Below are 25,722 nucleotides of genomic sequence, written 5' to 3'. Positions count from 1 at the left end.
CCATCTTAACCGCTGGGATGCCGCCCTGCCAGCCCCGGCGCCCCTCGCGGACGAAAAAAAAGCGCACCCTCGGGTGCGCTCCAATTCGGGTCACGTCTCCGGCCGTTTAGCTGTGCTAACGGCTTCTGTAAAACGTGCGTCTCCTCAATGTGTCTCCGGTATGGATTACCGTGATTTTATCTATGCTCCCCAAAACCGTGTGTGTTCTGTTCGCGTACGCACCATGTGAGTGCGATAAGGCCCCATCATAACGCAAGGTTTTCTACGCAAGCGTATCTTTTTGACCACATTACAAAAATTATTTTAGTTATGAAGAAAACGCATGACCGTTCGCCAGCCCTCAGCGTGCGACCTCGCGGCGGATCGCCTGCACCACATCCTTGCCGATGCGCTCTTCCATCTGTCCATACACCGGCTGCATGGCGCGCCGCCACTCGGCCTGCTGCTGCGGGCTGAGCGTATGGATGGTGGTGGTGCCGGCCTGCCGGATCGATTCCAGCGCCGCCTCATTGGTGCGCTGGGCAATGGTTTTCTCGTAGGCCGTGGCCTCGAGCATGGCCCGTTCCAGCTGCTTGCGGATGGCGCCCGGCAGGCCGTCCCAGAACTTCTTGTTGACGATGACGGCGTAACCCAGGTAGCCGTGGTTCGACACCGTCAGATGCTTCTGGGATTCGTGCATGCGCTGGGTGAACATGTTCGAGGGTGGGTTTTCGGTGCCTTCCACCACGCCGTCGCGCAGTGCCGGGGCGGTCTCCGAGAAAGCCAGCGCCACCGGCTGGGCGCCGAGTGCCCGCATCTGGGCGTCCAGCACCTTCGAGGCCTGGATGCGCATGCGCAGGCCGCGGAAGTCGGCCGGTTTCAGCAGCGGCTTGTTGGCCGACATCACCTTGAAGCCGTTGTCCCAATAGGCCAGGCCGGTGATGCCCTTCGATTCGAGCTTGCGCAGCAGGCCGCGGCCGATGCGGCCCTCGGTCACCGCGTACAGCGCCTTCTTGGACGGGAAGATATACGGCAGGTCGAAGGCTTCGAATTCCTTCACGCCCAGCGGCGAGAACTTGGCCAGCGAAGGCGCCAGCATCTGCACCGCGCCCAGCTGCAGGGCTTCGAGTTCCTCGCGGTCCTTGTAGAGCTGGCTGTTCGGGTAGACTTGCACCTTCACCCGGCCGCCGGTCATCTGCTCGGCCAAGGTCTTGAAGCGTTCGGCGGCGCGTCCTTTCGGCGTGTCCGGCGCGACCACGTGGCTGAACTTGATGACGATCGGCGCCTGCGCCCACGCGGCGCTGCCTGCGCAGGCAAGCAGCACGGCGGCCAGGGCTCGGATCGGGAAGGGGGTTTGGTTCATCCTGTGACGACGAGAATATTCCACAATAGCCATACAGTGTAACGAATTACGGAGTCTTGATGAAATTTCCGTTCGCCCAGCAGCTGGCGCCATCCAGCGCCAACGAGCGTGCGCGCTCCTGGCGCTGGCTGGTGCCGGTGCTGCTGGTACTGCTGTTCCTGGCAGTGCTGATCTGGCTGCCATGGCAGGCGCGCGAGATGGAAGCCACCGAACGCCAGGAGCAGCTGATCGCCGATACCCTCTGGGTCGAGCAGACCCTGCGTTTCGAACTGGCGCGCAGCGAAGAGGCGCTGGCCGGGCTGGGCGCCGACCTGGTGGCGCGTCCGCCCTCCCCCGAGGCCCTGCAGGCGCGCTTCAGGCAGATGTTCAACAACGGCCACGAGCTGGTGCGCATCATCTGGTATGGCCCGGACGGCAAGGCGATCGCCAGTCACGGCCTGGACCTGCCGGCCGTCCTGCCCGCCCCCACCCGACTGGCCGCCGACGTGGCCGGCGCTACCAAGCGCGGCCGTTACAGCGAAGCCTACGGCGCGACAGAGGCCACGCCGGGCCTGCTCGACTACTACCTGCCTTTATACGCGGGCGGCAAACCTGCCGGCAGCCTGGTCGCCACCTACAGCCTGCAGGTGCTGCTCGACGAAACCGTGCCCTGGTGGTTCGCCCAGGACAACGCCCTCACCCTGCTCGACCGCGACGACCGTGCCGTCGCGCGGCGTGCGGCCGGCGGTCCGGGACGGGGCGTCTACACGCACCGGCGCGAACTCGACCTGCCGGGCGCCCTGGTGGTGTTGTCCACCGACAGCGTCAAGCGTGCGCCCAAGCTGCTGCCGAACCTGCTGGTGGGCTCGGTCATCGTGCTGGCCCTCGGCCTGGTGCTGAGCCTGGGTTCGCTGTGGCGCCACATCTCGCGCACCCTGGCGGCCGAACGGGCGCTGCGCCAGCAGATGGCCTTCCGCACCGCCATGGAGAACTCCCTGATCACCGGCCTGCGCGCGCGCGACCTCGAAGGCCGCGTCACCTATGTCAACCGCGCCTTCTGCGAGATCGTCGGCCTGCCGCCGGAAGAACTGGTCGGCAAGAAGCCGCCGATGCCCTATTGGGCGCCGGAAGTCATGGCCGAGTACGAAGAACGCTTCGCCGGCGTCCTGTCGGGGAACATCACGCCGCAATTCGAAACCGTGTTCCAGCGCCCCGACGGCGTGCGCGTGCCGGTGCTGGTGTACGAGGCGCCGCTGGTGGATGCCGACGGCCGCCAGACCGGATGGATGAGTTCAGTCCAGGACATCACCGACCGCAAGCGCGCCGAGGAACTCAACCGCCAGCAGCAGGAAAAACTGGAAACCAGCGCGCGCCTGGCGACCATGGGCGAGATGTCTTCGATGCTGGCGCACGAGCTGAACCAGCCGCTGGCGGCGATCTCCAGCTACACGGCCGGCGCGCTGAACGTGCTGGAGCGCACCGGAAAATCCGGCGAGCCGGTCAACTCCGGCATGCTCAGGCATGCGCTGGAACAGGCGCGCCAGCAAGCCCAGCGGGCCGGCCAGATCATCCGCAGCGTGCACGAGTTCGTGAAGAAGCGCGAGCCGCGCCGCGAGCCGGTCACAATCCACAGCGTGGTCGAGGGCGTGCGGGCGCTGGTCGAACTGCAGGCGCGCCAGGCCGCGGTGACCCTGCGCGTCGAGCTGCCGCCGCGGCTGCCCCCGGTACTGGCCGACCGCGTGATGCTGGAACAGGTGCTGCTCAACCTCACGCGCAACGCGATCGAAGCCATGGTCGATACCTCGCTGGAGCAGCGCGTGCTGCGCATTGCCGCCGCGCTTGACGCCGGCATGGTGTCGGTATCGGTGATCGACCGCGGCCACGGCATCCCGGAGGAGGTGGCGGCCGGACTGTTCTCGCCCTTCTTCTCGACCAAGGCCGAAGGCATGGGCATGGGCCTGTCGATCTGCCGCACCGCGATCGAGTTCCACGGCGGGACGCTGAGCCATGCGCCGAACCCGGATGGGGGCACCATCTTCAGCTTCGCGCTGCCGGCCCAAGCGGCGAGCGGGGCGCTGGGCTAAAATCCTAAATAGATAACAACACGCGCGACCGGAGACCCACCCTATGCTGCACATCGTCGACGATGAAGACGTCATTCGCGACGCGCTCGCCTGGCTGGCGCAATCGCGCGGCCTGGAGGCGCGCGGCTATGCGAGCGGCGAGGAATTCCTCGACGCCGTCAAGCTCCCCGGTGCGACCGGCAATGACGGGGACTGCGTGCTGCTAGACGTGCGCATGCCCGGCATGAACGGCATCGCGGTGTTCGACCAGCTGGTCAAGAACGGCCTGAGCGCGCGCCTGCCCGTGATTTTCCTGACTGGCCACGGCGACGTGCCGATGGCGGTCGATTCGCTCAAGCGCGGCGCCTTCGACTTCTTCGAAAAACCCTTCAACGACAACGTGCTGATGGACCGGGTCGAGGAAGCGCTGGCCGCCTCGCGCAAGGCAGCCGAGGCAGCCGCGGTGCAGGCGCGCCTGGCGACCCTGTCGGCGCGCGAACGCGAAGTGCTGGACCTGATCCTGGCCGGCATGATGAACAAGGTAGTGGCCGACAAGCTCGGCATCAGCATGCGGACGGTCGAGGTGCACCGCGCGCATATCTTCGACAAGATGCAAGTCAAGACGGCGGTCGAGCTGGCCGGACTGCTGAAATAAGCCGCCTGGTGCTTATCTTTGCACGCGGCAAGCGTTCCTGCGATTCGATGGAAGCCTTGTAAAATGATTCGGAACGCGCCGTAACAGTCCGCGTTGCAGAGATATTGCATTTAGGAATTCTCATGAGCGAAAAAACAGTTGCTGACAAGATGTTCCTGAGGACGGCGAAATCGATGCTGATCCTTAATGGCCAGGCCAACCCCGGCGTCGCGGCGCAGATGCCCGCCGACATCGTCAAGGAAGGCGACGGCCCTTTCGACGTGATCCTGATGTTCGCGCTCAACCGCAAGGAGCTCGAGCAATACCTGCCGGTGGCCAAGGAAAAGCTGGGCGAAAAAGGCTCGCTGTGGATCGCCTACCTCAAGCAGACCGCGTCCAAGGCCACCGACATCAACCGCGATTCGATCAATGCCTATGCCAAGGAAAACGGCATCACCGCGGTGGCGATGATCTCGATCGACGGCGACTGGTCAGGCTTGCGCCTCAAGCGTATCGAATAGCACGCCGTGCTGGGCAAGCGCCCAGCCCACATGCTCGCGCACCAGGCTTGATGGATGCCCCGCCCGGGCACGCAAGGCGGCGACGATCGCCGCATCGCCTTTCATGCCCGCGCCGGCGGCGTTTCCCAGTCCCACCGCCAGGTTGCGCAGCCAGCGCTCGTGGCCGATACGCCGGATCGGACTGCCTTCCATCCGGCGATTGAACTCCTCTTCTTCCCACCCGAACAGTTCGACCATGCTGGCAGTGCCGAGGCTATTCCGTTCATCGAAGTCGGGCAGGGTCGCGCGCTGCGCGAACTTGTTCCACGGGCAGGCCAGCTGGCAATCGTCGCAGCCGTAGACACGGTTGCCGATCAGCGGGCGCAGTTCTTCCGGAATGCTGCCCTTGAGCTCGATGGTCAGGTAGGAGATGCAGCGCCGCGCGTCCAGGCGCCCCGGGCCGAGGATGGCCTGGGTCGGGCAGACCTCGATGCAGGCCTGGCATTGTCCGCAATGGGCGCCGGTCGGCGGGTCGCTAGGTAAGGGCAGGTCGACCAGGATTTCGCCGATGAAGAAGGTCGAGCCGGCCGCGCGCGACAGCAGCAGCGTGTGCTTGCCGCGCCAGCCCAGGCCGGCCTTTTCGGCCAGCGGCAGTTCCATCACCGGCGCCGAGTCGGTAAAGACCCGGTAACCCAGCGCGCCGACGGCCGCCTTGACCTTCTCGGCCAGGGCCTGCAGGCGGTTGCGCAGCACCTTGTGGTAATCGCGGCCGCGCGCATACACCGAGACCACGGCGGCGCCGGGTTCCAGCTGGCGCGCATGCTCTTCGGCGCGCCAGTCTTCGCCGCGTGACATCGGCAGGTAGTCCATGCGCGCGACGATGGCGCGCACCGTGCCCGGCACCAGTTCATCCGGACGCGCACGCTTCATGCCATGGCTTGCCATATAATCCATCTCGCCATGGCAGCCGGCATCCAGCCAGGCCTGCAAGCCCGCTTCCGCGTGCGCCAGGTCGACGTCCGCGATGCGTACGTCGGCAAAACCGAGTTCCGCGCCCCAGGATTTGATGGTGCGGGCGAGCTCGTGCAGGTCGGGTGGAGATGTCAACATGGCAGGATGGAACGACGGCGCGGAGCGCTAATCAACCCGGTATTTTATTCGATGCAGTCCTTCAAAGCCTACTTGCCCGACGAATCCGCCACCGCCGCATTGGGCCAGGCGCTGGCCAGGGCCGTCCAGCCCGGGCTGGTGATCTACCTGCACGGCGACCTCGGCGCCGGCAAGACGGCCCTCACCCGCGCCCTGATCCAGGCGGCCGGGCACAAGGGCACGGTCAAGAGCCCGACTTACACGCTGTCCGAACCCTACCGGGTCGAACTGGATGGCCAGGCAGTCAACATCATCCATTACGACCTGTACCGGATGTCCAGCCCCGAGGAATTCCTCGACGCGGGCTTCCGCGAGGACTTCGACGGCAGGAACATCTGCATCGTCGAATGGCCCGAAAAGGGCGAGCCGGTGTTGCCGGCACCCGACGTCCGTGTGTTGCTCAACGTCAGCGGACACGGGCGTGAGGTAGAATTGCAGGCGTTGTCTCCTTTAGGCCTGCTATGCCTCGACCATCTCGCCTACGCCCCGCCCTCTTGACCCCTGACGCCCCGCGCCGCCGCACCCTGCTGAAGGCCGGCGGTACGCTGCTGCTGTCCGTGATCGCCCCGCTGCCCGCCAGCGCCGCGCAGATCCTGGCCGTCCGTGTCTGGCCCGCGCCCGACTACACCCGCGTGACCCTGGAAAACGACAGCGAACTCAAGACCTCGCACTTCCTCGTGCCCGACCCGCCGCGGCTGGTCGTCGACATCGACGGCCTGGGCCTGAGCGCTACCCTGAAAAGCCTGGTCGCCAAGATCGAGCCGAACGACCCCTACATCAAGCAGGTGCGGGTCGGCCAGAACCGCCCGAACGTGGTGCGCCTGGTGTTCGACCTGAAGGAAGAGATCAAGCCGCAGGTATTCACGCTGGAGCCGGTGGCCGGCTACCAGCACCGCCTGATCTTCGACCTCTACCCCAACAAGCCGGTGGACCCGCTCGCCGCGCTGATCGACAAGGGCGAGTGGACCACCGATGCCTCCGCGGCCGCGGACAGCGCCAATCCGGCCTCGCCGCTGCCGGCGCCGCCGCCGGCCCAGACCGAAGCCGCGCCCGATGCGATCGCCAAGCTCGAAGCCGAGATGTCGGCGCTGAACGGCACCCCGCCGCCGCAGGCGGTGCAGCCGACGCCGTCGACGAGCATCGCCAAGGCACCGCCCCAGAAGGTGGTGCGCATGGTGACCATCGCGCTCGACCCGGGCCACGGCGGCGAAGACCCCGGTGCGATCGGGGCATCGGGCGCGCGCGAAAAGGACATCGTGCTGGCCGTGGCAAAGCGCCTCAAGGCCAAGCTGGAGGCGCTGCCCAACACCCGCGTCATGCTGACCCGCGACGGCGACTATTTCGTCCCGCTCGGCCAGCGCGTGCAGAAGGCGCGCAAGGTGCAGGCCGACCTGTTCGTGTCGATCCACGCGGACGCCTGGGTCTCGCCGACCGCGCGCGGCTCCTCGGTGTTCGTGCTGTCCGAAAAAGGCGCCAGCTCGAGCGCGGCGCGCTGGCTGGCGAACGACCAGAACAAGGCCGACCTGGTGGGCGGCGCCAACTTCGCGGTGCAGGACAAGCAGATCGCGAGCGTGCTGTTCGACCTGTCGACCACGGCCCAGATCAACGACAGCCTCAAGCTCGGCAAGGCCGTGCTGACTGAAATCGGGGGCATCAACCGCCTGCACAAGGCCTCGGTCGAGCAGGCCGGCTTCGCCGTACTGAAGGCGCCTGACATCCCCTCGATTCTGGTAGAAACTGCATTCATCTCGAACCCCGACGAAGAAGCCAGGCTGCGCGACGACGGCTACCAGAACCAGCTGGCCGACGCCATCAGCAAGGGCATCAAGCGCTACTTCGCCGACAACCCGCCGATGGCCAAGAGCCGCCAGACCTGATCATGACCCTAGCGATCCATACCAATGCCGGGCAACTGCCCGCGATCCGGATTCAAGCGCCGGACGGCGCCGAAGCCACCATTACCCTGTACGGCGCCCACCTGGTCTCGTGGAAGGGCGCGGACGGCAGGGAACGCATGTTCCTGAGCGAGAAATCGGCCCTCGACGGCAGCAAGGCGATCCGCGGCGGCGTGCCGGTGATCTTCCCCCAGTTCGCGGAACGCGGCAACGGCATGCGCCACGGCTTCGCGCGCGTGAGCACCTGGCGCCTGGAAGACAGCGGCGTGGAGGACGGCGCGGCCTGGGCCTGCTTCGACCTGGCGGCGGGCGACCTGAGCAACAGCCTGGCCGACGCCTGGCCCCACAGCTTCGCCCTGTCGCTGCGCGTGGCGGTGCGCGCCAATGAACTGAGCATGGTGCTCACCGTGCGCAACATCGGCGCGGCGCCCTTCCCGTTCTCGGCGGCGCTGCACACCTACCACCTGGTGCCGGACGTGTGCGAAGTGCGCATCGAGGGCATCTCGTCGGACGAGATCTCGATCCTCGACAAGCTGGACGAGGTGTACCCGCACGTCACCGGACGCGCCCAGCTGGCGACGAGCGAGGGGACGCTGCGGCTGGAGCAGAGCGGCTTCACGGACGCGGTGGTGTGGAATCCGGGCGCGGTCGATGCGGCCGGGCTGGCGGACATGGAGCGGGACGAGTACAAGCGCTTCGTGTGCGTCGAGCCGGCGCTGCTGGAGCCGCATACCCTGGAGGCGGGCGAGTCCTGGACGGGGACCTACCGGATCAGCTGAAACGAAGAAGCCCGGCGATGCCGGGCTTCTTTTTTGTGCTATCGGTATGCGACGAACTTGGGGGGAATAATGCCAGTGGCATTATTCCCGCCTTCGCCGGAAGTCGTAGGCGCCAGTGGCGCGTACGACGGTCTATGAGCTGGCCACTACGCTATGAGCCGTCATCCCGGCGCAGGCCGGGATCCAATCTCGTGTGCACGCTGACACAGTAACCGTCAGTTCGACTCCTTAATCATCCTGCCGTTACTCTGCTGGACCGGCCGCGCATTCAGCGGATACAGCCGCGAGAACAGCGCCATCTGCGCCGGCGAGGCCTGCATGGTCTGCTTCATGACGATCCACAGCACGTCCTCGGTACAGGGCGGCTCGGTCAGCGAACCCATGTAGGTGAAGTAGTCGCGCTTCTCCGGCAGCGCCTCGTTCGGGTCGAGCAGGATAGACGGCGACACGGTCTCCTGCTTCTCCAGCGGCAGGTTGTTCCACACGGTCTGGATCATCGGGTTGGCCTGGCCGCGCTCGAGCAGCACGGCCAGCACCAGCAGCTTGCCTTCGAAGCTGCGGTGGACGAAGTGGATCACCATCTCGGTGCCCCTGCCGTTGATGCGCTCTTCCGACGGGCGGTGGAAGTGGAACTGCTGCAGTTCGTAGGCCATGTTGCCGACCGTCAGGAAGTTGCCGCCGCCGACAGTCACCTGGATGGTGTGGCCGTTGTCGATCTCGCTGAACGAACTTGGACGGTAGTCGAAGGCGATCTGTTCGAGGTCGACCTTGATGCCGTCGCGCAGGTCGATCGGCGACTGGCGCTTGCCGGTATTGCACTTGGCCCAGCTCGCATTGATATTCGACCAGTTGGCCGGGCCGTACTCGCCCTCGTAGGACCAATGGGTGCCGTTCTTCGGCTTGTTGGCGGCGGCGATCGCGGCCTCGGCTTCCTTGCGGCGCTTTGCTTCAAGCGCCTTCCTCGCCCTGGCGGCGGCAGCGGCGCGCGTGGCCTGCTGCTCGCGCAGCTGGGCCAGGCGTTCGGCGATGCGCGCCGAGAGGTCGATTTCGGACTGTTCTTCGTCCGCGGCTGCGGGCCGGGCAGGCGCCGTCGCAGCCGTGCGCGCATCCGCGGCAGCGGCCAGGGCCTTGATGTCCGGCTTGGCCGCGCTGATGCTGGGCTTGCCTTCAAGGATGGCTTTGACATTGGCCGTCTTGCCGTCGGCCTTGTCGGCGGACGGCTTCGGAGCGGGGTCGCTCGCGCTTGCGGAAGCCATGGCAAGGCAGCAAGCTAACAGGGCGATGAGGTGGCGCATGAGAATCCAGGGAGTGGTCTGTCCTCATGCTTATCGGCAATAAGCGGCTGAAACTTGAGTGCGCTGAAACAAGAACGCCCCGAAAAAATCGGGGCGCTGCCAGGATGACAAGGGATGCTGCTTAACGGCTGAGCATGTTGCGGCCGAACTTGACCAGTGCGGCGATCGCCAGCGGCACCATCGCCGCCGAAATACCGACCAGTACGATCTCGGTCAGATGGTCCTTGACCACCGGGACATTGCCGAACAGGTAGCCGGCGGTGACCAGGCTGGCCACCCACAGCACCGCCCCGGTCACGTTGAACATCTGGAAACGCGCCAGCGTCATCTCGGACACCCCGGCGACCAGGGGTGCGAAGCTGCGCACCACCGGCACGAAGCGCGCCACGATGATGGTCTTGCCGCCGTGCTTCTCGAAGAAATCGTGGGTGCGCTGCAGCGCGTCCTTGTTGATCCAGCGGTAGTTGTGCGTAAACACCCGGTGGCCGATGGCCCGCCCGACATAGTAGTTCACGGTATTGCCCGTGACCGCCGCCGTGATCAGGAGCGCCGTCAGGAGCGGGAAATTCATCTGGCCGGTGGCGCAGAAGGCGCCTGCGATGAACAGCAGGGTGTCGCCGGGAAGGAAGAAGAACAGCACCAGTCCGGTCTCGCAAAACACGATCGCGAACAGCACGATGTACACATAGGTTCCGTACTGGGCCAGGAGGGTGCCCAGCGTTTTATCGACGTGCAGGAGCATGTCGAATAACTGCATCAGATCCATAATCTTCCTAAAGGTAGCCGCGCATCATACCACCTGGACGGTCTTTACCTTCCGACCACATTGCCGCACAATCGACGGGATAACAACATCCTGGAGACCGCATGAGCGCTTCGTTCACCATTTCACGACGGGCCATTGCCGCATTGGCGCTGCTGTCCGGCGCTGCGGCCGCCGCATTTGCCGCGCCTGCCGCGCCTGCCAAACAAGACAAGGAACTGCCGCCGAAACCCTCGGTGGCCGACGTGATCAAGGCCTCCAAACCGGCCGACTGGCGCCCGCTCGATCCCGAGAACACCCTGTACATGGACCTGCCGACCGGGCGCGTGATCATCGAGCTGGCGCCCACGTTTGCCCCGAACACGGCCGCCAACATCCGCGCCTTGGTGCGCGAGAAGTATTTCGACGACCTGTTCATCATCCGCTCGCAGGACGGCTTCGTGGTGCAGTGGGGCGACCCGGACGAGGAAAACCCAAAGCCCTTCAAGGCGGCCAAGACCATCAAGGCCGAGTTCAGCGCACCGATCAAGTCGGCCGGCAGCTTCACCCGCCTGAAGGATGGCGACGTCTACGCGCCCCAGGTCGGCCACGTGGGCGGCTTCCCGGCCGCGCGCGACCCGGCCAGCGGCCAGACCTGGCTGGTCCACTGCCCCGCGATGATCGGCGTGGCGCGCGACACCGGCGCCGACAGCGGCAACGGTTCGCAGCTGTACGTGGTCACCGGCCACTCCCCGCGCCACCTCGACCGCAACATCACCGTGGTGGGCCGCGTCGTGCAGGGCATGTCGCTGCTGTCGGTGCAGCCGCGCGGCACCGCCGCTGCCGGCTTCTACGAGAAGCCGGAACAGCGCATGCCGCTCAAGCTGGTACGCATGGCGGCCGACGTCCCGGAAGCCGAGCGCAGCAAGTTCGAAGTGATGCGCACCGACAGCGCCACTTACCAGGCCGTGGTCGAGGCCCAGCGCACGCGCGGCGGCCCCTGGGCCAAGTTCGCGGTCGGCAAGATCGACCTGTGCAACGCCACGATACCCGTGCGCGAGCAGAAGATATAATCGGAGAATGAACGCGCCAGCCCCCACCCACCGCCCGATCCAGCAGCTTCCCGATCAGCTCATCTCGCAAATCGCCGCAGGCGAGGTCGTCGAGCGGCCGTCCGCGGTGGTCAAGGAACTGCTCGAGAACGCCCTCGATGCCGGCGCCACCCAGATCACCGTGCGCCTCGAGGAAGGCGGCGTCAAGCGCATCGCCATCACCGACAACGGCCGCGGCATCGAGCCGGAGCAGCTGCCGCTGGCGCTGGCCCGCCACGCCACCTCAAAAATCGCCTCGCTGCACGACCTGGAACACGTCGGCACCCTGGGCTTCCGCGGCGAGGCGCTGGCCTCGATCGCCTCGGTGGCCGCGGTGCGCATCACTTCGCGCACGCCGGGCGCGGCCCACGCCTTCGAGATCGTCGGCTCGCACGAAGGCACGGTGGCGCCGTCGTCCGGCGCCTTCGGCACCACCATCGACGTGCAGGACCTGTATTTCAACACCCCGGCGCGCCGCAAGTTCCTGAAGTCCGAACAGACCGAATACGGCCACTGCGCCGAAGTCGTGCGGCGCATCGCGCTGGCGCGCCCGGACGTCTCGTTCAGCCTGACGCACAACGGCCGCACCATCGATCACTGGAACGTGAGCGAGGCGGCCAAGCGCAGCGCCCAGATCCTCGGCAGCGACTTCGCCGAAGCCCGCCTGGCGCTCGACGAAGCGGCCGGCCCGCTGCGCCTGCACGGCTACGTCGGCCTGCCGACCGCCTCGAAGGCGCGCGCCGACGGCCAGTTCTTCTATGTGAACGGGCGCTTCGTGCGCGACAAGCTGCTGGTGCACGCGGTGCGCGCGGCCTACCAGGACGTGCTGCACGGCGACCGCTTTCCCTGCTACGTGCTGTCGCTCGACCTGGATCCGGCGCTGGTCGACGTCAACGTCCACCCGTCCAAGATCGAAGTGCGCTTCCGCGACAGCCGCGCGGTGCACCAGTTCGTGTTCCACGCGGTGCAGCGCACGCTGGCCCAGACCTCGGCCACCGCGCACGGCAGCGCGCCGGCGCCGATCTCCGCCGCCGAAGTGCGGCCGAGCGGCACGCCGGTGTGGGCGCAGCGCCCGCACGAGCAGACCTCCTTCGGTGCGCAGCTGGCGCCGAGCTTCTCGCCTTCGCCCTTCGCACCGGGCAGCCGCTGGGACGATGCGCGGCCCCAGCCTTCCACCGGCGGCGTGGCCCAGAGCACCGCGGCCTACGGCGCGCTGTTCGCGTCGAACGAGCCGGCAAAGACGGCCGCGCCCATGGGCGTGCCGCTGTCCGCCTCCGAGCGCCCGCTGTCGAACGAGGACTTCCCGCTCGGCTTCGCGCTGGCCCAGCTGCACGGCATCTACATCCTGGCCCAGAACACCAAGGGCCTGGTGCTGGTCGACATGCATGCGGCCCACGAGCGCATCCTCTACGAGCAGATCAAGAACGCCCTCGACGCCCGCGCCGAGGGCGAGGAACTGCAGGTGCAGCAGCTCCTGATCCCGGTCACCTTCTACGCCGACGCGATCGAGGTGGCCACCGCCCAGGACCATGGCGAAACCCTGAAGACGCTCGGCTTCGACATCGCCGCGCTGTCGCCGACCACGCTGGCGGTGCGCACCGTGCCGACCCTGCTGAAGAATGCCGACGCGCAGACGCTGGCGCGCGACGTGCTGCGCGACGTGCGCGAATTCGGCGGCTCGCGCGTGCTGATCGAACGCCGCAACGAGCTGCTCGGCACCCTCGCCTGCCACACGGCGGTGCGTGCCAACCGCATCCTCTCGATCCAGGAGATGAATGCGCTGCTGCGCCAGATGGAGATCACCGAACGCTCCGACCAGTGCAACCACGGCCGCCCGACCTGGGTCCAGCTCGAGATCGCCGCGCTCGACAAGCTTTTCCTGCGCGGTCAATGATGGAAGCGAGCAAGAAGAAACCGATGGCGGTGGCCATCATGGGCCCGACCGCGTCGGGCAAGACCGCGGCCGCGCTGGCGATCGCGAAGACGCGCCCGGTCGAAATCATCTCGGTCGATTCGGCCCTGGTCTATCGCGGCATGGACATCGGAACCGCCAAGCCGAGCGCGGAAGAACTGGCCAGCGTGCCGCACCACCTGATCGACATCATCGACCCGCTCGAGGCCTATTCGGTGATGCAGTTCCGCGAAGATGCGATCCGCCTGGTGGGCGAGATCAGCGCACGCGGCGCGCTGCCGCTGCTGGTAGGCGGCACCATGATGTACTTCAAGGGCCTCACCGACAGCCTCGACGACCTGCCGACCGCCGATCAGGCGCTGCGGGCCAGCATCGAGGCAGAGGCGGCGCAGATCGGCTGGCCCGCCATGCACGCCAGGCTGCGCACGCTCGACCCGGTGACTGCAGACCGGCTCAAGCCCAACGACGCGCAGCGCATCAACCGCGCGCTCGAAATCATCGCCCTGACGGGCAAGCCGATGTCCGAACTGCTGGGATTGCGCGAGAAGCCCGAGCTGCCCTTCGAGTTGATTTCATTTGCGCTGGAGCCCTCGGACCGCGCGGTCCTGCATCAGCGGATCGCCTTGCGCTTCGACCAGATGCTGGGCGAGCGCGACGACGAGGGCCTTGTGGCGGAAGTGGCGCGCCTGCGTGCGCGCGGCGACCTGTCGCCGGCGCTGCCCTCGATACGCTGCGTCGGCTACCGCCAGACCTGGGACTACCTCGACGGCAGGATCGACCGCGCCGAGTTGCGCGAACTGGGCATCATCGCCACCCGCCAGCTGGCCAAGCGCCAGATCACCTGGCTGCGCGCGATGCCGGAGCGGATCGTGATAGACTGCCTCGGTACGGACCCGACAGGCGAGCTGATGGATCGCTTGGCCCAGTTGGAAAAATGACATTGGCGCGAGATTTTTGCGCCACGGAAGGTAGTCGAGCCTTGACAGGCAGCGCGGCGCCCCCGATAATGCCTGCCGTTGCGGTGATATAGCTCAGTTGGTTAGAGCACAGCACTCATAATGCTGGGGTCGGTGGTTCAAGTCCACCTATCACCACCACAGAATTCCAAGCGGATGGCTTGACTCTTCAGGGTCAAGCCATTTTGCTTTCACAGTTTCGGTGATATAGCTCAGTTGGTTAGAGCACAGCACTCATAATGCTGGGGTCGGTGGTTCAAGTCCACCTATCACCACCAAAAAAGAAAAACTGCGTCAGTGTTTTTTGCCGCCACCCGAGATCTTGTTCTCGGTCGCCCAGGCACGCCGCTTGGCCTCATCCTTCGACACACCCTTCTTCTCGTAGCCTTGCTCGATGTGCTTGGCCTGGCGTTTCTGCTTGTCCGTGTAGGACGATTTATCACCTTGAGGCATGATGATTCTCCTTTCAATGGTGGGATAGTCCACACCCTCAGGCTACGCCCCCGTTCGCACGTGATAAGTTCGCTATCTCACGCAAGAACGCGATCTACTCGTCCGTAAACGACTCGTCCAGCGCATAATCGCCGCGCGCCAGGCCGTCCAGCACGGCGCCGGCCTGCTGCAGGTATTCCGAGGGCACCAGGATGCGCACCCCGCCCAGCGCCGGCGCCAGCAGCAGGTCAGTCTGCATCAGGTGGGCATCCGCCAGCACGGCCGGGATGCCCGCCGCGACCAGGCAGCCCTGGGCCAGGGTCGCTTCCATCGGGACCAGGTACTTGGCGATGACAAACAGGTCGCGCCCCGGAATCTGCACGACCTCAGGATTCGCGGCCAGCCACGCGTTCAGTGCGAGTTGTTCCATGTGCCCTCCTGTTGATGAGGCTATCTTACCCTTGCTGCAACAAAGCCGGCACTTGCGACAACAGGTAGAGCGTGACACCGATCAGTCCGCCAACGATGGTGCCGTTGATGCGGATGTACTGCAGGTCCTTGCCGATGTTGAGTTCGATCTGCTCCGACATCTCGCGGTCGTCCCACTGCTTCACCGTATCGGCGATGTGCCGGGTGAGAAAAGAGGCGAGCTCCGGCGCCACGCCGCGCACGGCCGATTCCAGGTTCTCGGCCACCGAAGCGCGCAGCTGCGGGTCTTCGGCCAGTACCTTGCCGACCCAGGCGCCGGTCGCCACCAGCCGGCGGCGCAGGCTCGAGTCCTCGCTGTGCAGGTCCTTCTTGAGCCAGCCCTTCAGCTCGGTCCACAGGGTGGCCAGGTAGCCGTTGAGCGTCTCGTCGCCCAGCAGGTAGGCCTTGATCTCGTCCGCCTTCTCGGTGAAGGATGGATCCGCCTTCAGGCGCTCGATGAACTCCAGGGTGAAAGTGTCGAAGCGCTGGCGCAGCGGGTGCCGCGGATCGGCCGCCACCTTGTTCAGAATGCCCGAGGCGAGGCGCACCGCCAGGCCGGCGCCCTTGCGCCCGATGAGCTCGGACGGCAGCATGCTTTCGATGAAGGCGTAGTCCTCCTTGAGCCAGTCGACGATGCCCTGCGAGATCGTGGCCTGGGTATCGGCATTGTCGAGCAGCCGCGCCAGCTGGGTGATGCCCTCGTTGAGCAGTTCGTGGTGGCGCCCGTCGCGGGTCAGGCTCTCGAGGATGGTGCCGGCCGACTTCGACAGGTCGACGCTGTTCACCATCGCGTGCACGGCGCGCCGGATGAAGCCCTGCACCGCCGTGTCCTCGATGAAGTCGAGCATCCAGGCGCCGACCCGCACCAGGTGCTGGCCCAGCAGCTCGGTGTTGGCCGGCTTGACCAGCCAGTCGGCCACCTTCTGCACCGGGTCGTGGCGCTGGATCAGGCGGATGATCGAGTCGGTGTCGAGGAACTTCTCGTGCACGAACAGCGCCAGGTTGTCGGCGATGCGTTCCTTGTTCTTCGGGATGATCTCGGTATGGCGCGAGACGATGGGAATCGGCACGCGCTTGAACAGGGCCACCACCGCGAACCAGTCGGCCAGCGCACCCACCATCGCGGCTTCGGAGAAGGCGCGCAGCAGGCCGGTCCACCAGTTCTGCGGCAGGAACAGGGTCAACACGAACAAGGAGGCCGCGCCCGCGAAAAACGCGAGCGCGAGCATTTTCGATTGCCGCAGTTCGGCTTCTTTTGTCATAGGCTCCGGGATCGTAGGGTGGACGGCTATGCCGTCCGCGCGTTCAACCAGAACGTGAACAATCGCGCCGCATCTCCGCACACACGGTTTGAACGCGCGGCCGGCGAAGCCGGCCACCCTACAAATGCTATATGACTTCGCCGTTTCTCAGCGCTTCGATTGACTGCCGCGTGAAGCCCCAGTCGGCCAGGATGGCGTCGCTGTCCGCGCCCGGGCTGCTGGTCGGGCCCGGGGTCGGCGGCGTGGTACGGCTGAAACGCGGCGCCGGCGCAGGCTGGGTGACGCCGTCGATCTCGACGAAGGTCTGGCGCGCCGCATTGTGCGGGTGGCGCGGCGCTTCTTCCAGGTCGAGCACGGGTGCGAAGCACACGTCGGTGCCTTCGAGCAGGCGGCACCATTCGTCGCGCGTTTTGGTGGCGAACAGCGCAGTCAGCCGCTCCTTCAGTTCGGGCCAGTGCGCCTTGCTCCAGCGTTTCGTGAACACCGGATCGCTCTGCTTCGTCAGGTTCAGCAGGGTGGCGAAGAACTGCGGCTCGATCGCGCCGATCGAAATGAATTTGCCGTCGCTGCAGGCATAGGTGTCGTAGAAAGGCGCGCCGCCGTCCAGCAGGTTGCCTTCGCGCTGGCCGCTCCAGGCGCCGAAGCCGCGCAGGCCGTACATCATGGCGCCCAGCAGCGCCGCACCGTCGGTCATGGCGGCATCGACCACCTGGCCCTGGCCGGACTTGCGTGCCTCCAGCACCGCGCAGACGACGCCGAAGGCCAGCATCATGCCGCCGCCGCCGAAGTCGCCCACCAGGTTCAGGGGCGGCGGCGGCGGGCTGTCGGCGCGTCCCGTCGAGTAGAGCATGCCCGACAGGGCCACGTAGTTGATGTCATGGCCTGCCGCCTGTGCCAGCGGACCGTTCTGGCCCCAGCCGGTGACGCGGCCGTACACCAGTTTCGGATTGCGTTCCAGGCAGGCGTCCGGTCCCAGCCCGAGGCGCTCCATCACGCCGGGACGGAAGCCTTCGAGCAGCACGTCGGCGCTTTCCAGCAGCCGCAGCATGGTGCTGCGCCCGGCCGCCTTCTTGAGGTCGAGCGCCAGCGAGCGGCGTCCGCGCGCCATCACGTCGTGGCGGGTGCCGAGCACCGGATAGGGATTGTCGGCGCCGCTCTTCGTCTTGCGGTCGATGCGGATCACCTCCGCCCCCATATCCGCGAGCATCATCGCGGCGAAGGGGCAAGGGCCGATGCCCACCATCTCGATGACCCGCACCCCTGCCAATGGTCCTGCCATGGTCGAATCCTCCTCAGAGCGAACGCGCAATGATCTCTTTCATGATCTCGTTGGCGCCGCCGTAGATGCGCTGCACGCGGGCGTCCACGTACATCTGGGCGATCGGGTACTCCAGCATGTAGCCGTAGCCGCCGAACAGCTGCACGCACTGGTCCACCACCTTGCATTGCAGGTCCGAGATCCAGTACTTCGCCATCGAGGCGCGCACGGTGTCCATGCGCCCGGCCAGCATGTCCTCGATGCAGCGGTCGATGAAGATGCGCGCGACCGTGGCCTCGGTCTTGATCTCGGCCAGCACGAAGCGGGTGTTCTGCATCTCGATGAGCGCCTGGCCGAAGGCCTTGCGCTCGCGCGTGTGCTCGACGGTGAGCTGCAGGGCGCGCTCGATGGCGGCCACGCCGCACACGCCGAGGATGGTGCGCTCGTAGGGCAGCTCGGTCATCAAGTGGGCGAAGCCCCTGCCCTCCTCGCCGCCCAGCACGTTTTCAAACGGGACATGGGCGTCGTCGAAGAACAGCTCGCAGGTGTCCTGGCCCTTCTGGCCGACCTTCTCCAGGATGCGGCCGACGCGGAATCCGGGGTTGTCCTTCGTTTCCAGCAGCAGCAGCGACACGCCCCTGGCGCCCGCGGCCGGGTCGGTCTTGGCCACCACCAGGATCAGGTCGGCCATGTAGCCGTTCGAGATGAAGGTCTTGGAGCCGCTCACGCGGTAGCCGTCGGGACCGCGCACCGCCGTGGTGCGGATGCCCTTCAGGTCGGAACCCGCGCCCGGCTCGCTCATGGCGATGGCGGCGATCATCTCGCCACTGGCCAGCAGGGGCAGGTACTTCCTTTTCTGCTCCTCGGTGCCCTGGTTCAGCAGGTAGTGGGCGACGATGGCGTGGACGTGGATGCCGAAGGAGGTATCGCCGCCGTACGAGAGCTCTTCGAACACCACCGCCATGTGGGCGAAGCTGCCGCCGGCGCCGCCGTATTCGTCCGGGATGTCGGCCAGCAGCAGGCCCATTTCGCCGGCCTTGCGCCACAGTGCGCGGTCGACGTGCTGCTGCTTGCGCCATTGTTCCTGGTGCGGCGTGATCTCGCCGGCCACGAAGCGGCGCACGGCGTCGCGGAACGCGGCCAGTTCCTCGTTCATCCATGGGGACGTGGTATCCATGCCTGTCCCCTCAGCCGTTGCGGTACATGGTGACGACGCAGGCGCCGCCCAGGCCCAGGTTGTGCTGCAGCGCCACGCGCGCGCCCTCGACCTGGCGTGCCTCCGCGCTGCCGCGCAGCTGGTGGGTCAGCTCGTAGCACTGGGCCAGGCCGGTGGCGCCGAGCGGATGGCCTTTCGAGAGCAGGCCGCCGGACGGGTTGGTGACCACCCGGCCGCCATAGGTGTTGTCGCCCTCGCGGATGAACTTGTCGGCGCCGCCTTCCGGGCACAGGCCCAGGGCTTCATAGGTGATCAGCTCGTTGTGCGCGAAGCAGTCGTGCAGTTCGACGACGTCGAGGTCCTCCGGGCCGAGGCCGGACTGCTCGTAGACCTGCCGGGCGGCGGCGCGGCTCATGTCGTAGCCGACCAGGCGCATCATGTCGCCGGACGCGAAGGTATCGGGGCGGTCGGTGGTCATCGCCTGGGCGGCGATGTGGACGTCGTGGCGCAAGCCGTGGCGCAGCGCGAATTCGCCCGATACCAGCAGGGCCGCGGCGGCGCCGCAGGTGGGCGGGCAGGCCATCAGGCGCGTCATCACGCCGGGCCAGATTTCGGGCGCATCGAGCACGTCCTGCGCCGTGACTTCCTTGCGGAACAGCGCCAGCGGATTGTTCACGGCGTGGCGGCTGGCCTTGGCGCGGATGCGGGCAAAAGCTTCCAGCGGGGTGCCGTATTTTTTCATGTGCGCCAGGCCGGCGCCGCCGAAGTAGCGCAGCGCCAGCGGGATCTCGGGCTTGCCCACCAGGCGGTCGGTTACCTCGTCGAAGGCGTCGAAGGGGGTCGGGCGGTCGGTGAAGACCGAGCCGAGCGCGCCGGGGCTCATCTGCTCGAAGCCGAGCACCAGCACGCATTCGGCGGCGCCGCTGGCGATCGCCTGGCGGCCCAGGAACAGCGCGGTCGAGCCGGTCGAGCAGTTGTTGTTGACGTTGACGATCGGGATGCCGCTCATGCCCACCGCATAGAGGGCCTTCTGGCCGCTGGTCGAGTCGCCGTAGACGTAGCCCGCATAGGCCTGCTCCACCAGGTCGTACACCACACCGGCATCTTCCAGGGCGGAGCGGGCCGCCTGCGCGCCCATCTCGTGATAGGGGCTGCTCGCACCCGGCTTGGCGAAGGGGATCATCCCGACGCCGCTGACATACACTTTCCTCATTCCGTCTCCCGATTCTTGATTAGGTCGCGCGACCTACTGTTAATCAATTATAGGTCAGTCGTACTATTTAATGTATGCCTCTGCGATAATCGTGCGATGGCCCTTATTTCAGACAGCTCCATCGACAATGCCCTGCGCAACAAGGCCTCGACGACCACCGAAAAAGGCTTCGGACGCGCGCTCGAGATCCTGCTGGTGGCGCGCCGCCTGCTTGTCTCCGACGGCTATGCCGGGCTGTCGATGCGGCGTGTGGCGGTCGAGGCGGGAATGAGCCTGTCGAACCTGCAGCACTACTACAGCAGCAAGGAGCAGCTGCTCGAAGCGCTGCTGCTCACGACGATGGACGAGTTCCAGGCCAAGATGGACCGGATCGCGGTGGCGATGGCCGGGCGGCCGCAGGTGGAACGCTTCCTGACCACGGTCGACATGTTCCTCGACGAGATCACCGATCCGGTCATGCATGCGATCTTCTTCGAGATCTGGGCGCTGGCCTCGCGCCACCCCTTCGCCTCCGACCTGATGGGCAGGATGATGGGGCGCGAGCGCAAGGCCGTGTATGGCCTGATCCATGGCCTGAACCCGGCCATCGACGACGAACTGTGCATGGAGCGGGCGGTCCTGATCGTGGCCCAGATCCAGGGCCTGATGCTGTTCCGCCTGGACCGCCATGCGCGCCCGGAGCAATACGAGACCGTGCGCGCCTCGCTGCACAAGGTCATTCTATCGCTCGCAACCGTGCTGTGAATATCACGTAAATTGCGCCAAATCGGCGATAAAAATGCCGATGAGCATGCATCTGTCACTTATACTCGTGGGGTTAACAAGCTACCACGGAGGCCGCACGGATGCACCATGAACTCAGCCTGATCACCACCATTGCCGCCGCACTCGGCTTCGGCCTCTTGTTCGGCATGCTCGCCATTCGCCTGAAACTGCCCGCCCTGGTCGGCTACCTTGCCGCCGGCGTCCTGATCGGACCCGCCACGCCGGGCTTCGTCGCCGACGTGCAGCTGGCTTCCCAATTGGCGGAGATCGGGGTGATGCTGCTGATGTTCGGCGTCGGCCTGCACTTCTCGCTGGGCGACCTGCTCGACGTGAAGAAGATCGCCCTGCCCGGCGCGCTGCTGCAGATCGGGGTGGCCACGGTGATGGGCATGGGACTGGCGCATTGGTGGGGCTGGAGCCTGGGTGCGGGACTGGTGTTCGGCCTGGCGCTGTCGGTGGCCAGCACCGTGGTGCTGCTGCGCGCGCTGGAGGCGCGCGGCGTGCTCGATTCCATGAACGGCCGCATCGCGGTGGGCTGGCTGGTGGTGGAAGACCTGGTGATGGTGCTGGTGCTGGTGATGCTGCCGGCGCTGGCCGGTCCGCTCGGCGGCAAGGGCGACGCCGGCGCGGAGCTGTGGCCTGCGCTGGGCAAGACCCTGCTGCAGGTGGGCGCCTTCGTCGCCTTCATGCTGGTCATCGGCCGCAAGATCTTCCCGTGGTTCCTGTGGCGGGTCGCCAAGACCGGATCGCGCGAGCTGTTCACCCTGGCCGTCATCGCAGCGGCGGTCGGCATCGCCTATGGCTCGTCGGCGCTGTTCGGGGTGTCCTTCGCGCTGGGCGCCTTCTTCGCCGGCATGGTGCTGCGCGAGTCCGAGCTGAGCCACCGCGCGGCCGAAGAGTCGCTGCCGCTGCGCGATGCGTTCTCGGTGCTGTTCTTCGTTTCGGTCGGCATGCTGTTCGATCCGATGGTGCTGGTCCAGTATCCGCTGGAGGTGCTGGCGACCGTGGCGATCATCCTGTTCGGCAAGTCGATCGCGGCCTTCGTGCTGGTGCTGGCGCTGCGCTATCCGATCAACACGGCCGTGACGGTCTCGGCCAGCCTGGCGCAGATCGGCGAATTCTCCTTCATCCTTGCCGCACTGGGCATGCAGCTCGAGCTGCTGCCGGCGCTGGGCCAGAACCTCATCCTGGCCGGCGCCATCATCTCGATCGCGGTCAATCCCCTGATGTTCAGCCTGGCCGCGCCGCTGGAAAAGTGGCTGCAGTCCAAGCCCGAGCTGGCGCGCAAGCTCGAACGTCCGGCCGACCCGCTGGCCGAACTGCCGATGGAAACGGCGCACGAAAAGCTCAGCGGCCAGGTGGTGCTGGTGGGCTTCGGCCGCGTCGGCCGCCGCATCGCGGACGCGCTGACGGCGCGCGGCGTGCACTTCGTGGTGGCGGAACAGAACCGCGAGATCGTCGAGCAGCTGCGCGGACGCGGCATCCCGGCGGTGGTCGGCAATGCGTCCGAGCCGGCGGTGCTGATCCAGGCCCACATCACGCATGCGGCGCTCCTGGTGATCGCGACGCCGGACACCTTCCACGTGCGCCGGATGGTGGAGATCGCGCGCATGCTCAATCCCTCGGTCAAGGTGGTGGTGCGCACCGACAACGAGAGCGAAGCGGCGCTGCTGCGCGAGGATACCGGCGGCAAGGTGTTCGTCGGCGAGCAGGAACTGGCGGCGAGCATGACGCGCCATGTGGTGGAGACGCTCGAGGAACACGCAGCGCACTGAGTGTCGAGAATTTTTACACCAGCCAAACAAGGGCGGAGGCCTGCTTTCGTAAGCAACAACACGCAGAACAATTTCAGCGCCGTCACCGACAGCGGTGGCGACGACAGCCTCGCCGCCTTGCATGGCAACAGCGTCTTCGATGCAAACGTGCTCGGCTTTTCCTTCTCGGTTGGCGCCGGCATGCATTCGGTCTCCGCACAGTTCTTGTTCGGCTCGGAAGAATTTCCGACCCAGCAGGTTCCCGACGTGTTCGGCTTCTTCGTCGATGGGGTGAACTACGCGGTCTTTGCGAACGGCGACAGGATCTCGAACAACGGCGACAGTTCCAACTTCATCGCCAATCCGGTCGATGGCGGTCGCTATGGCGTCGAATACAACGGCCTGACCAAGGTGTACACGGTCACCGGCCTGCTGAACAGCGGCCTGACCAGCCACACGATCAGCATCGGCATCGCCGACACCTGGGACGGCAGTTTCGACAGCGGCGTGTTCCTTTCCTCGCTGAAAGCGAGCACCGCAAGCGTCGGCGGCATCGACAATGATGTGCCGGAACCGGCGGCGCTGTCCCTGCTGGGCCTCGGCCTGGCAGGCCTTGCGGCGATGCGCCGCCGGGCATGAAAAAACCCGCCGGCTTGCGCGCGGCGGGTCGAGTAACAGCAAGGAAAACGTAGAACTTACGCGGCAACCTCTTCGACGCACAGCTTGAGGTTGGCGTGGCGGCCGTGCAGTTGCGAGTGGATCAGCTCGCTGCGCTCTTCCAGCAGCGCGAACACCGCATCCTTCGACAGCACGTATTCGTCCATCAGGGTGTCCTTGAGCGATTCGATCACCAGCTTGTAGTCGCGGATCGCATCCAGGGTGTAGCTGTACAGCTCGTCGGCCTTTTCTTGCACCAGGCGCAGCGTGTGCTCGCCGCCCACTTCCTTCGACAGCTGGCTGTAGTCGAGCTTCGAACGCGAGTACATCGACAGGCGGCTCACCATCAGGTTGAGCATCTTGGTGATCTTCTCGATGTCGTTCTGGCTGCCCACCGAGATGCCGCGTGCGCCATAGAACAGCTCTTCCGCCGCCACGCCGCCGTACAGGCCGATGACGTCGCGCTCCAGCTCTTCCAGCGTGCGCAGCGACATGTCTTCGCCCGATTGCAGCACATAGCCCAGGGCGCCGATCTTCGACACCGCCTCGGTGCTGATCTTCAGCAGGTGCGACTTTTCCTTCACTTCGGCCAGGCTCATGCCCTGACGCAGGTAAGGGTCGATCTGCATGAAGAAGTGACCCAGCTCGTGCAGGGCGATGCGCTCGCGCTGCTTGGTCTTTTCAGCCGTGGTGGCGCGGTCGGTCAGGCCGATGGTGGCGCGCTCGTAGGCACGGAACAGCAGGTCGGTATCGATGATCGCTTTTTCCTGGATCGAGATCATGCTGGCACGCTCGACCACGGTTTCCAGCAGCGCCGGGCTCAGGTTCTGGGTGATTTCCGCCACCTGGTCCAGGTTCAGCTTGTTCCAGTCGACCAGGCCATCCTTCTTGCGCGACAGGAAGCTGCGCAGCAGTTCCTTCCGCTCGAGCTTGTTCGGCAGGCGGAAGTTGATCTTCACCGAGAAGCGGCGCAGCATCGCCTCGTCCATCTCGGTCGAGGAATCGTCGAAATTCGAGGCCACCACCCAGATCACGCCCTGGCCCTTGTCGCTCTTCACGCCGTCCAGCAGGCCCAGCAGGGTGTTGGCGGTATCGTCTTCCCATTTCTTTTCGCTGCGGCCGCGCGGCATGAACAGGCTCTGGGCTTCATCCAGGAAGATGATGCACTTGCCCTTGGCGCAGGCCTTGCGGTACAGCGCGTTCAGCGCCTTCGAACCGCCGCCCACATAGCCCGACTCCAGTGCCGAACCCGAGGCCGAGATCAGCGGCATGTTCAGGCGCTTGGCCAGGTAGCCGACCAGCTTGGTCTTGCCGGTACCCGCCGGACCCGTCAGCATCACGTTGAAGGGCTTGTCGATGTTGTGCGACTGGTATTCGTCGCGATTGCGGATCATGTCTTCCAGGTGCAGGACTTCCTGCTTGATGTCGTCCATGCCGATCAGGTCGTCCATGCTGCCCTTGAGCTTGTCCGGGGTGATGACCGAGGCGCCGGCGCCCATGCCCGGGATACCGAACTTCAGCAGGTAGAGCACCAGCAGCACGATGGCGATGTTCAGGCCGTAATTCTTGAAGAAGGTACCGGTCTTTTCCAGCGCGGTGGCGCCGTCGTCCATCACGGCCTCGTGGCTGGCCAGGTAGTCGTCCTTGGCGATCGAGTACGGGATCGCATTTTTCAGCAGCACTTCACGCTCGAGCGACAGGTGGGAGGTGCTCGGCAGCTTGACCACGTGGATCGCCGCCGCGTCCTTGAATTTATAGACGTAGCGCGGCGACTCCGACAGCGGCTTGGCGATCAGGAGGTAATCCAGGCGGGCCTTTTGCGTGGCCAGTTCGGTGATCTCGGCAATATTTTGCGAATGCACGACAGGATTCGGATCCTGGGGCACGTTCGATTTCCAGATTGCCACAGCCGCGATCATGCCGAGCAGCGCCGCGAGGGCGATGCGCACGGACGTGCTCTTGAACGCGTTTTTGAAGGCAAGCTGAAGTTGGGCGAAATTCGGCATCGATTGATCTCTAAAGGTTGAGTCGGACAGCGGTACTTCCAGGGTGCCGTGCCGGCGTGGTCTCTCGCGGGATCGGCTGCGGCGCGTGATGGCCGCTCAAGGGTCCAAACGTGTACGTTTGGTATTGTTTTGATGCCCGAAGGCAATGGGATAAGGAGACTATACCTGCAAAAAAAACCGAGGTGTATACCGTGCGGCGAAAAAAATGACGATCGCAACGATAGTGAATAAATAGATAATCAAAATGATTGTCAGATTATCAGTAAATATTATCGAACATTCAAAAATAGACGATAGCTTTGCCAAAAGAGCATTACATACCTGTCATCTGGTTGCAATAATGTCAGGACGGGTGCGAGGTTAATTCGCGACACTGCCGATTCTTTTGATTGAGCGCAACATGTGCCGATCTGC

24 protein-coding genes and 2 tRNA genes are annotated in these 25,722 nt (G+C 65.5%); 14 read left to right on the top strand and 12 right to left on the bottom strand.

Annotated features, from left to right (window positions below; all coding sequences use genetic code 11):
- Positions 1-340 precede the first annotated feature (340 nt).
- A complete protein-coding gene (locus ACSQ25_RS03675) occupies positions 341-1,342 on the bottom strand; it encodes a TRAP transporter substrate-binding protein (RefSeq protein ID WP_436104356.1) in 1,002 nt (333 codons plus the stop codon).
- A 59-nt stretch (positions 1,343-1,401) separates the two neighbouring features.
- On the opposite strand from ACSQ25_RS03675, the gene ACSQ25_RS03670 reads away from it, so the two are divergent.
- From ACSQ25_RS03670 to ACSQ25_RS03660, 3 genes are all read left to right on the top strand, one after another.
- Entirely contained in the window at positions 1,402-3,405 is a 2,004-nt protein-coding gene (locus tag ACSQ25_RS03670) for a two-component system sensor histidine kinase NtrB (RefSeq protein ID WP_436104355.1), read from the top strand.
- Between the two features lie 43 nt (positions 3,406-3,448).
- Positions 3,449-4,039, top strand: a complete 591-nt coding sequence (locus tag ACSQ25_RS03665; protein ID WP_436104354.1) for a response regulator transcription factor — start codon at positions 3,449-3,451, stop codon at positions 4,037-4,039.
- A gap of 173 nt (positions 4,040-4,212) precedes the next feature.
- Complete coding sequence (locus tag ACSQ25_RS03660; protein WP_436104353.1) at positions 4,213-4,539, top strand: DUF3052 family protein; 327 nt, start codon at positions 4,213-4,215, stop codon at positions 4,537-4,539.
- On the opposite strand, the gene queG is transcribed toward ACSQ25_RS03660, so the two are convergent.
- On the bottom strand, positions 4,510-5,628 hold the full coding sequence (gene queG, locus ACSQ25_RS03655; protein ID WP_436104352.1) for a tRNA epoxyqueuosine(34) reductase QueG: 1,119 nt from the start codon (positions 5,626-5,628) through the stop codon (positions 4,510-4,512). The two genes, ACSQ25_RS03660 and queG, sit on opposite strands and share 30 nt — an antisense overlap.
- Before the next feature lie 51 nt (positions 5,629-5,679).
- Here queG and tsaE point away from each other — a divergent pair, with 51 nt between their 5' ends.
- From tsaE to ACSQ25_RS03640, 3 genes are read left to right on the top strand one after another with little or no spacing between them, the layout of a single operon-like run.
- A complete protein-coding gene (tsaE, locus tag ACSQ25_RS03650) occupies positions 5,680-6,165 on the top strand; it encodes a tRNA (adenosine(37)-N6)-threonylcarbamoyltransferase complex ATPase subunit type 1 TsaE (protein ID WP_436104351.1) in 486 nt (161 codons plus the stop codon).
- The gene (locus ACSQ25_RS03645) at positions 6,129-7,544 is read left to right on the top strand and encodes an N-acetylmuramoyl-L-alanine amidase (protein WP_436104350.1); all 1,416 of its coding nucleotides are present in this window, start codon (positions 6,129-6,131) and stop codon (positions 7,542-7,544) included. Before tsaE ends, ACSQ25_RS03645 begins: the two co-directional genes overlap by 37 nt.
- A gap of 2 nt (positions 7,545-7,546) precedes the next feature.
- Entirely contained in the window at positions 7,547-8,341 is a 795-nt protein-coding gene (locus tag ACSQ25_RS03640; RefSeq protein WP_436104349.1) for a D-hexose-6-phosphate mutarotase, read from the top strand.
- 215 nt (positions 8,342-8,556) lie between these two features.
- Here ACSQ25_RS03640 and ACSQ25_RS03635 read toward each other — a convergent pair whose 3' ends face one another.
- The 3 genes from ACSQ25_RS03635 to ACSQ25_RS03625 form a co-directional block, all read right to left on the bottom strand.
- The gene (locus ACSQ25_RS03635) at positions 8,557-9,636 is read right to left on the bottom strand and encodes a carbonic anhydrase (RefSeq protein ID WP_436104348.1); all 1,080 of its coding nucleotides are present in this window, start codon (positions 9,634-9,636) and stop codon (positions 8,557-8,559) included.
- A 121-nt stretch (positions 9,637-9,757) separates the two neighbouring features.
- On the bottom strand, positions 9,758-10,402 hold the full coding sequence (locus ACSQ25_RS03630; protein ID WP_436104347.1) for a VTT domain-containing protein: 645 nt from the start codon (positions 10,400-10,402) through the stop codon (positions 9,758-9,760).
- A 122-nt stretch (positions 10,403-10,524) separates the two neighbouring features.
- Complete coding sequence (locus ACSQ25_RS03625; RefSeq protein WP_436108018.1) at positions 10,525-10,830, bottom strand: hypothetical protein; 306 nt, start codon at positions 10,828-10,830, stop codon at positions 10,525-10,527.
- Between ACSQ25_RS03625 and ACSQ25_RS03620 the strand changes: the two genes are divergently transcribed.
- From ACSQ25_RS03620 to ACSQ25_RS03600, 5 genes are all read left to right on the top strand, one after another.
- Entirely contained in the window at positions 10,726-11,451 is a 726-nt protein-coding gene (locus ACSQ25_RS03620) for a peptidylprolyl isomerase (protein WP_436108017.1), read from the top strand. The genes ACSQ25_RS03625 and ACSQ25_RS03620 overlap by 105 nt on opposite strands.
- Positions 11,452-11,458: 7 nt before the next feature.
- Positions 11,459-13,363 (top strand): DNA mismatch repair endonuclease MutL, encoded by a 1,905-nt coding sequence (gene mutL / locus ACSQ25_RS03615; RefSeq protein WP_436104346.1) that lies wholly within the window; start codon positions 11,459-11,461, stop codon positions 13,361-13,363.
- On the top strand, positions 13,363-14,319 hold the full coding sequence (gene miaA, locus ACSQ25_RS03610; protein WP_436108016.1) for a tRNA (adenosine(37)-N6)-dimethylallyltransferase MiaA: 957 nt from the start codon (positions 13,363-13,365) through the stop codon (positions 14,317-14,319). The genes mutL and miaA overlap by 1 nt, the downstream gene beginning before the upstream one ends.
- Before the next feature lie 82 nt (positions 14,320-14,401).
- Positions 14,402-14,478, top strand: a tRNA-Met gene (locus ACSQ25_RS03605).
- A gap of 60 nt (positions 14,479-14,538) precedes the next feature.
- Positions 14,539-14,615, top strand: a tRNA-Met gene (locus ACSQ25_RS03600).
- 16 nt (positions 14,616-14,631) lie between these two features.
- Here ACSQ25_RS03600 and ACSQ25_RS03595 read toward each other — a convergent pair.
- The 6 genes from ACSQ25_RS03595 to ACSQ25_RS03570 form a co-directional block, all read right to left on the bottom strand.
- Positions 14,632-14,790, bottom strand: coding sequence for a hypothetical protein (locus tag ACSQ25_RS03595; RefSeq protein ID WP_177207840.1), 159 nt, complete (start codon positions 14,788-14,790; stop codon positions 14,632-14,634).
- 94 nt (positions 14,791-14,884) lie between these two features.
- Positions 14,885-15,199 carry a putative signal transducing protein gene (locus tag ACSQ25_RS03590; protein ID WP_436104345.1) on the bottom strand — a complete coding sequence of 105 codons (315 nt, stop codon included), beginning with the start codon at positions 15,197-15,199 and terminating at the stop codon, positions 14,885-14,887.
- A 25-nt stretch (positions 15,200-15,224) separates the two neighbouring features.
- Positions 15,225-16,499, bottom strand: a complete 1,275-nt coding sequence (locus tag ACSQ25_RS03585; RefSeq protein ID WP_436104344.1) for a DUF445 domain-containing protein — start codon at positions 16,497-16,499, stop codon at positions 15,225-15,227.
- Positions 16,500-16,626: 127 nt separating this feature from the next.
- Positions 16,627-17,778, bottom strand: a complete 1,152-nt coding sequence (locus ACSQ25_RS03580) for a CaiB/BaiF CoA transferase family protein (protein WP_436104343.1) — start codon at positions 17,776-17,778, stop codon at positions 16,627-16,629.
- A gap of 13 nt (positions 17,779-17,791) precedes the next feature.
- Positions 17,792-18,934, bottom strand: a complete 1,143-nt coding sequence (locus tag ACSQ25_RS03575; RefSeq protein WP_436104342.1) for an acyl-CoA dehydrogenase family protein — start codon at positions 18,932-18,934, stop codon at positions 17,792-17,794.
- 10 nt (positions 18,935-18,944) lie between these two features.
- Positions 18,945-20,126 (bottom strand): lipid-transfer protein, encoded by a 1,182-nt coding sequence (locus ACSQ25_RS03570; protein ID WP_436104341.1) that lies wholly within the window; start codon positions 20,124-20,126, stop codon positions 18,945-18,947.
- A 96-nt stretch (positions 20,127-20,222) separates the two neighbouring features.
- Between ACSQ25_RS03570 and ACSQ25_RS03565 the strand changes: the two genes are divergently transcribed.
- From ACSQ25_RS03565 to ACSQ25_RS03555, 3 genes are all read left to right on the top strand, one after another.
- Positions 20,223-20,870, top strand: a complete 648-nt coding sequence (locus ACSQ25_RS03565; protein WP_436104340.1) for a TetR/AcrR family transcriptional regulator — start codon at positions 20,223-20,225, stop codon at positions 20,868-20,870.
- Positions 20,871-20,971: 101 nt separating this feature from the next.
- On the top strand, positions 20,972-22,666 hold the full coding sequence (gene ybaL, locus ACSQ25_RS03560; protein WP_436104339.1) for a YbaL family putative K(+) efflux transporter: 1,695 nt from the start codon (positions 20,972-20,974) through the stop codon (positions 22,664-22,666).
- A complete protein-coding gene (locus tag ACSQ25_RS03555; RefSeq protein ID WP_436104338.1) occupies positions 22,667-23,284 on the top strand; it encodes a choice-of-anchor L domain-containing protein in 618 nt (205 codons plus the stop codon).
- A gap of 56 nt (positions 23,285-23,340) precedes the next feature.
- Here ACSQ25_RS03555 and ACSQ25_RS03550 read toward each other — a convergent pair whose 3' ends face one another.
- Positions 23,341-25,308: an AAA family ATPase gene (locus tag ACSQ25_RS03550; protein WP_436104337.1), complete on the bottom strand. Its 1,968-nt coding sequence runs from the start codon at positions 25,306-25,308 to the stop codon at positions 23,341-23,343.
- Between the last annotated feature and the right edge of the window lie 414 nt (positions 25,309-25,722).

The sequence above is a fragment of the Massilia sp. LjRoot122 genome, assembly GCF_964252725.1.
In the GTDB taxonomy this organism is placed as follows: Bacteria; Pseudomonadota; Gammaproteobacteria; order Burkholderiales; family Burkholderiaceae_D; genus Telluria.
Note: the sequence above shows the minus strand (reverse complement) of the source record. Positions and strands in the feature narration are given on the sequence as shown.

Coding starts and splice junctions, on each gene's coding strand:
- ACSQ25_RS03550 (WP_436104337.1), bottom strand. CDS start 25,308: ATGCCGAATTTCGCCCAACTTCAGCTTGCCTTCAAAAACGCGTTCAAG.
- ACSQ25_RS03630 (WP_436104347.1), bottom strand. CDS start 10,402: ATGGATCTGATGCAGTTATTCGACATGCTCCTGCACGTCGATAAAACG.
- ACSQ25_RS03595 (WP_177207840.1), bottom strand. CDS start 14,790: ATGCCTCAAGGTGATAAATCGTCCTACACGGACAAGCAGAAACGCCAG.
- ACSQ25_RS03675 (WP_436104356.1), bottom strand. CDS start 1,342: ATGAACCAAACCCCCTTCCCGATCCGAGCCCTGGCCGCCGTGCTGCTT.
- ACSQ25_RS03570 (WP_436104341.1), bottom strand. CDS start 20,126: ATGAGGAAAGTGTATGTCAGCGGCGTCGGGATGATCCCCTTCGCCAAG.
- ACSQ25_RS03590 (WP_436104345.1), bottom strand. CDS start 15,199: ATGGAACAACTCGCACTGAACGCGTGGCTGGCCGCGAATCCTGAGGTC.
- ACSQ25_RS03660 (WP_436104353.1), top strand. CDS start 4,213: ATGCTGATCCTTAATGGCCAGGCCAACCCCGGCGTCGCGGCGCAGATG.
- ybaL (WP_436104339.1), top strand. CDS start 20,972: ATGCACCATGAACTCAGCCTGATCACCACCATTGCCGCCGCACTCGGC.
- ACSQ25_RS03665 (WP_436104354.1), top strand. CDS start 3,449: ATGCTGCACATCGTCGACGATGAAGACGTCATTCGCGACGCGCTCGCC.
- ACSQ25_RS03645 (WP_436104350.1), top strand. CDS start 6,129: ATGCCTCGACCATCTCGCCTACGCCCCGCCCTCTTGACCCCTGACGCC.
- ACSQ25_RS03575 (WP_436104342.1), bottom strand. CDS start 18,934: ATGGATACCACGTCCCCATGGATGAACGAGGAACTGGCCGCGTTCCGC.
- ACSQ25_RS03635 (WP_436104348.1), bottom strand. CDS start 9,636: ATGCGCCACCTCATCGCCCTGTTAGCTTGCTGCCTTGCCATGGCTTCC.
- miaA (WP_436108016.1), top strand. CDS start 13,363: ATGGAAGCGAGCAAGAAGAAACCGATGGCGGTGGCCATCATGGGCCCG.
- ACSQ25_RS03670 (WP_436104355.1), top strand. CDS start 1,402: ATGAAATTTCCGTTCGCCCAGCAGCTGGCGCCATCCAGCGCCAACGAG.
- tsaE (WP_436104351.1), top strand. CDS start 5,680: ATGCAGTCCTTCAAAGCCTACTTGCCCGACGAATCCGCCACCGCCGCA.
- ACSQ25_RS03585 (WP_436104344.1), bottom strand. CDS start 16,499: ATGACAAAAGAAGCCGAACTGCGGCAATCGAAAATGCTCGCGCTCGCG.
- mutL (WP_436104346.1), top strand. CDS start 11,459: ATGAACGCGCCAGCCCCCACCCACCGCCCGATCCAGCAGCTTCCCGAT.
- ACSQ25_RS03565 (WP_436104340.1), top strand. CDS start 20,223: ATGGCCCTTATTTCAGACAGCTCCATCGACAATGCCCTGCGCAACAAG.
- ACSQ25_RS03580 (WP_436104343.1), bottom strand. CDS start 17,778: ATGGCAGGACCATTGGCAGGGGTGCGGGTCATCGAGATGGTGGGCATC.
- ACSQ25_RS03640 (WP_436104349.1), top strand. CDS start 7,547: ATGACCCTAGCGATCCATACCAATGCCGGGCAACTGCCCGCGATCCGG.
- queG (WP_436104352.1), bottom strand. CDS start 5,628: ATGTTGACATCTCCACCCGACCTGCACGAGCTCGCCCGCACCATCAAA.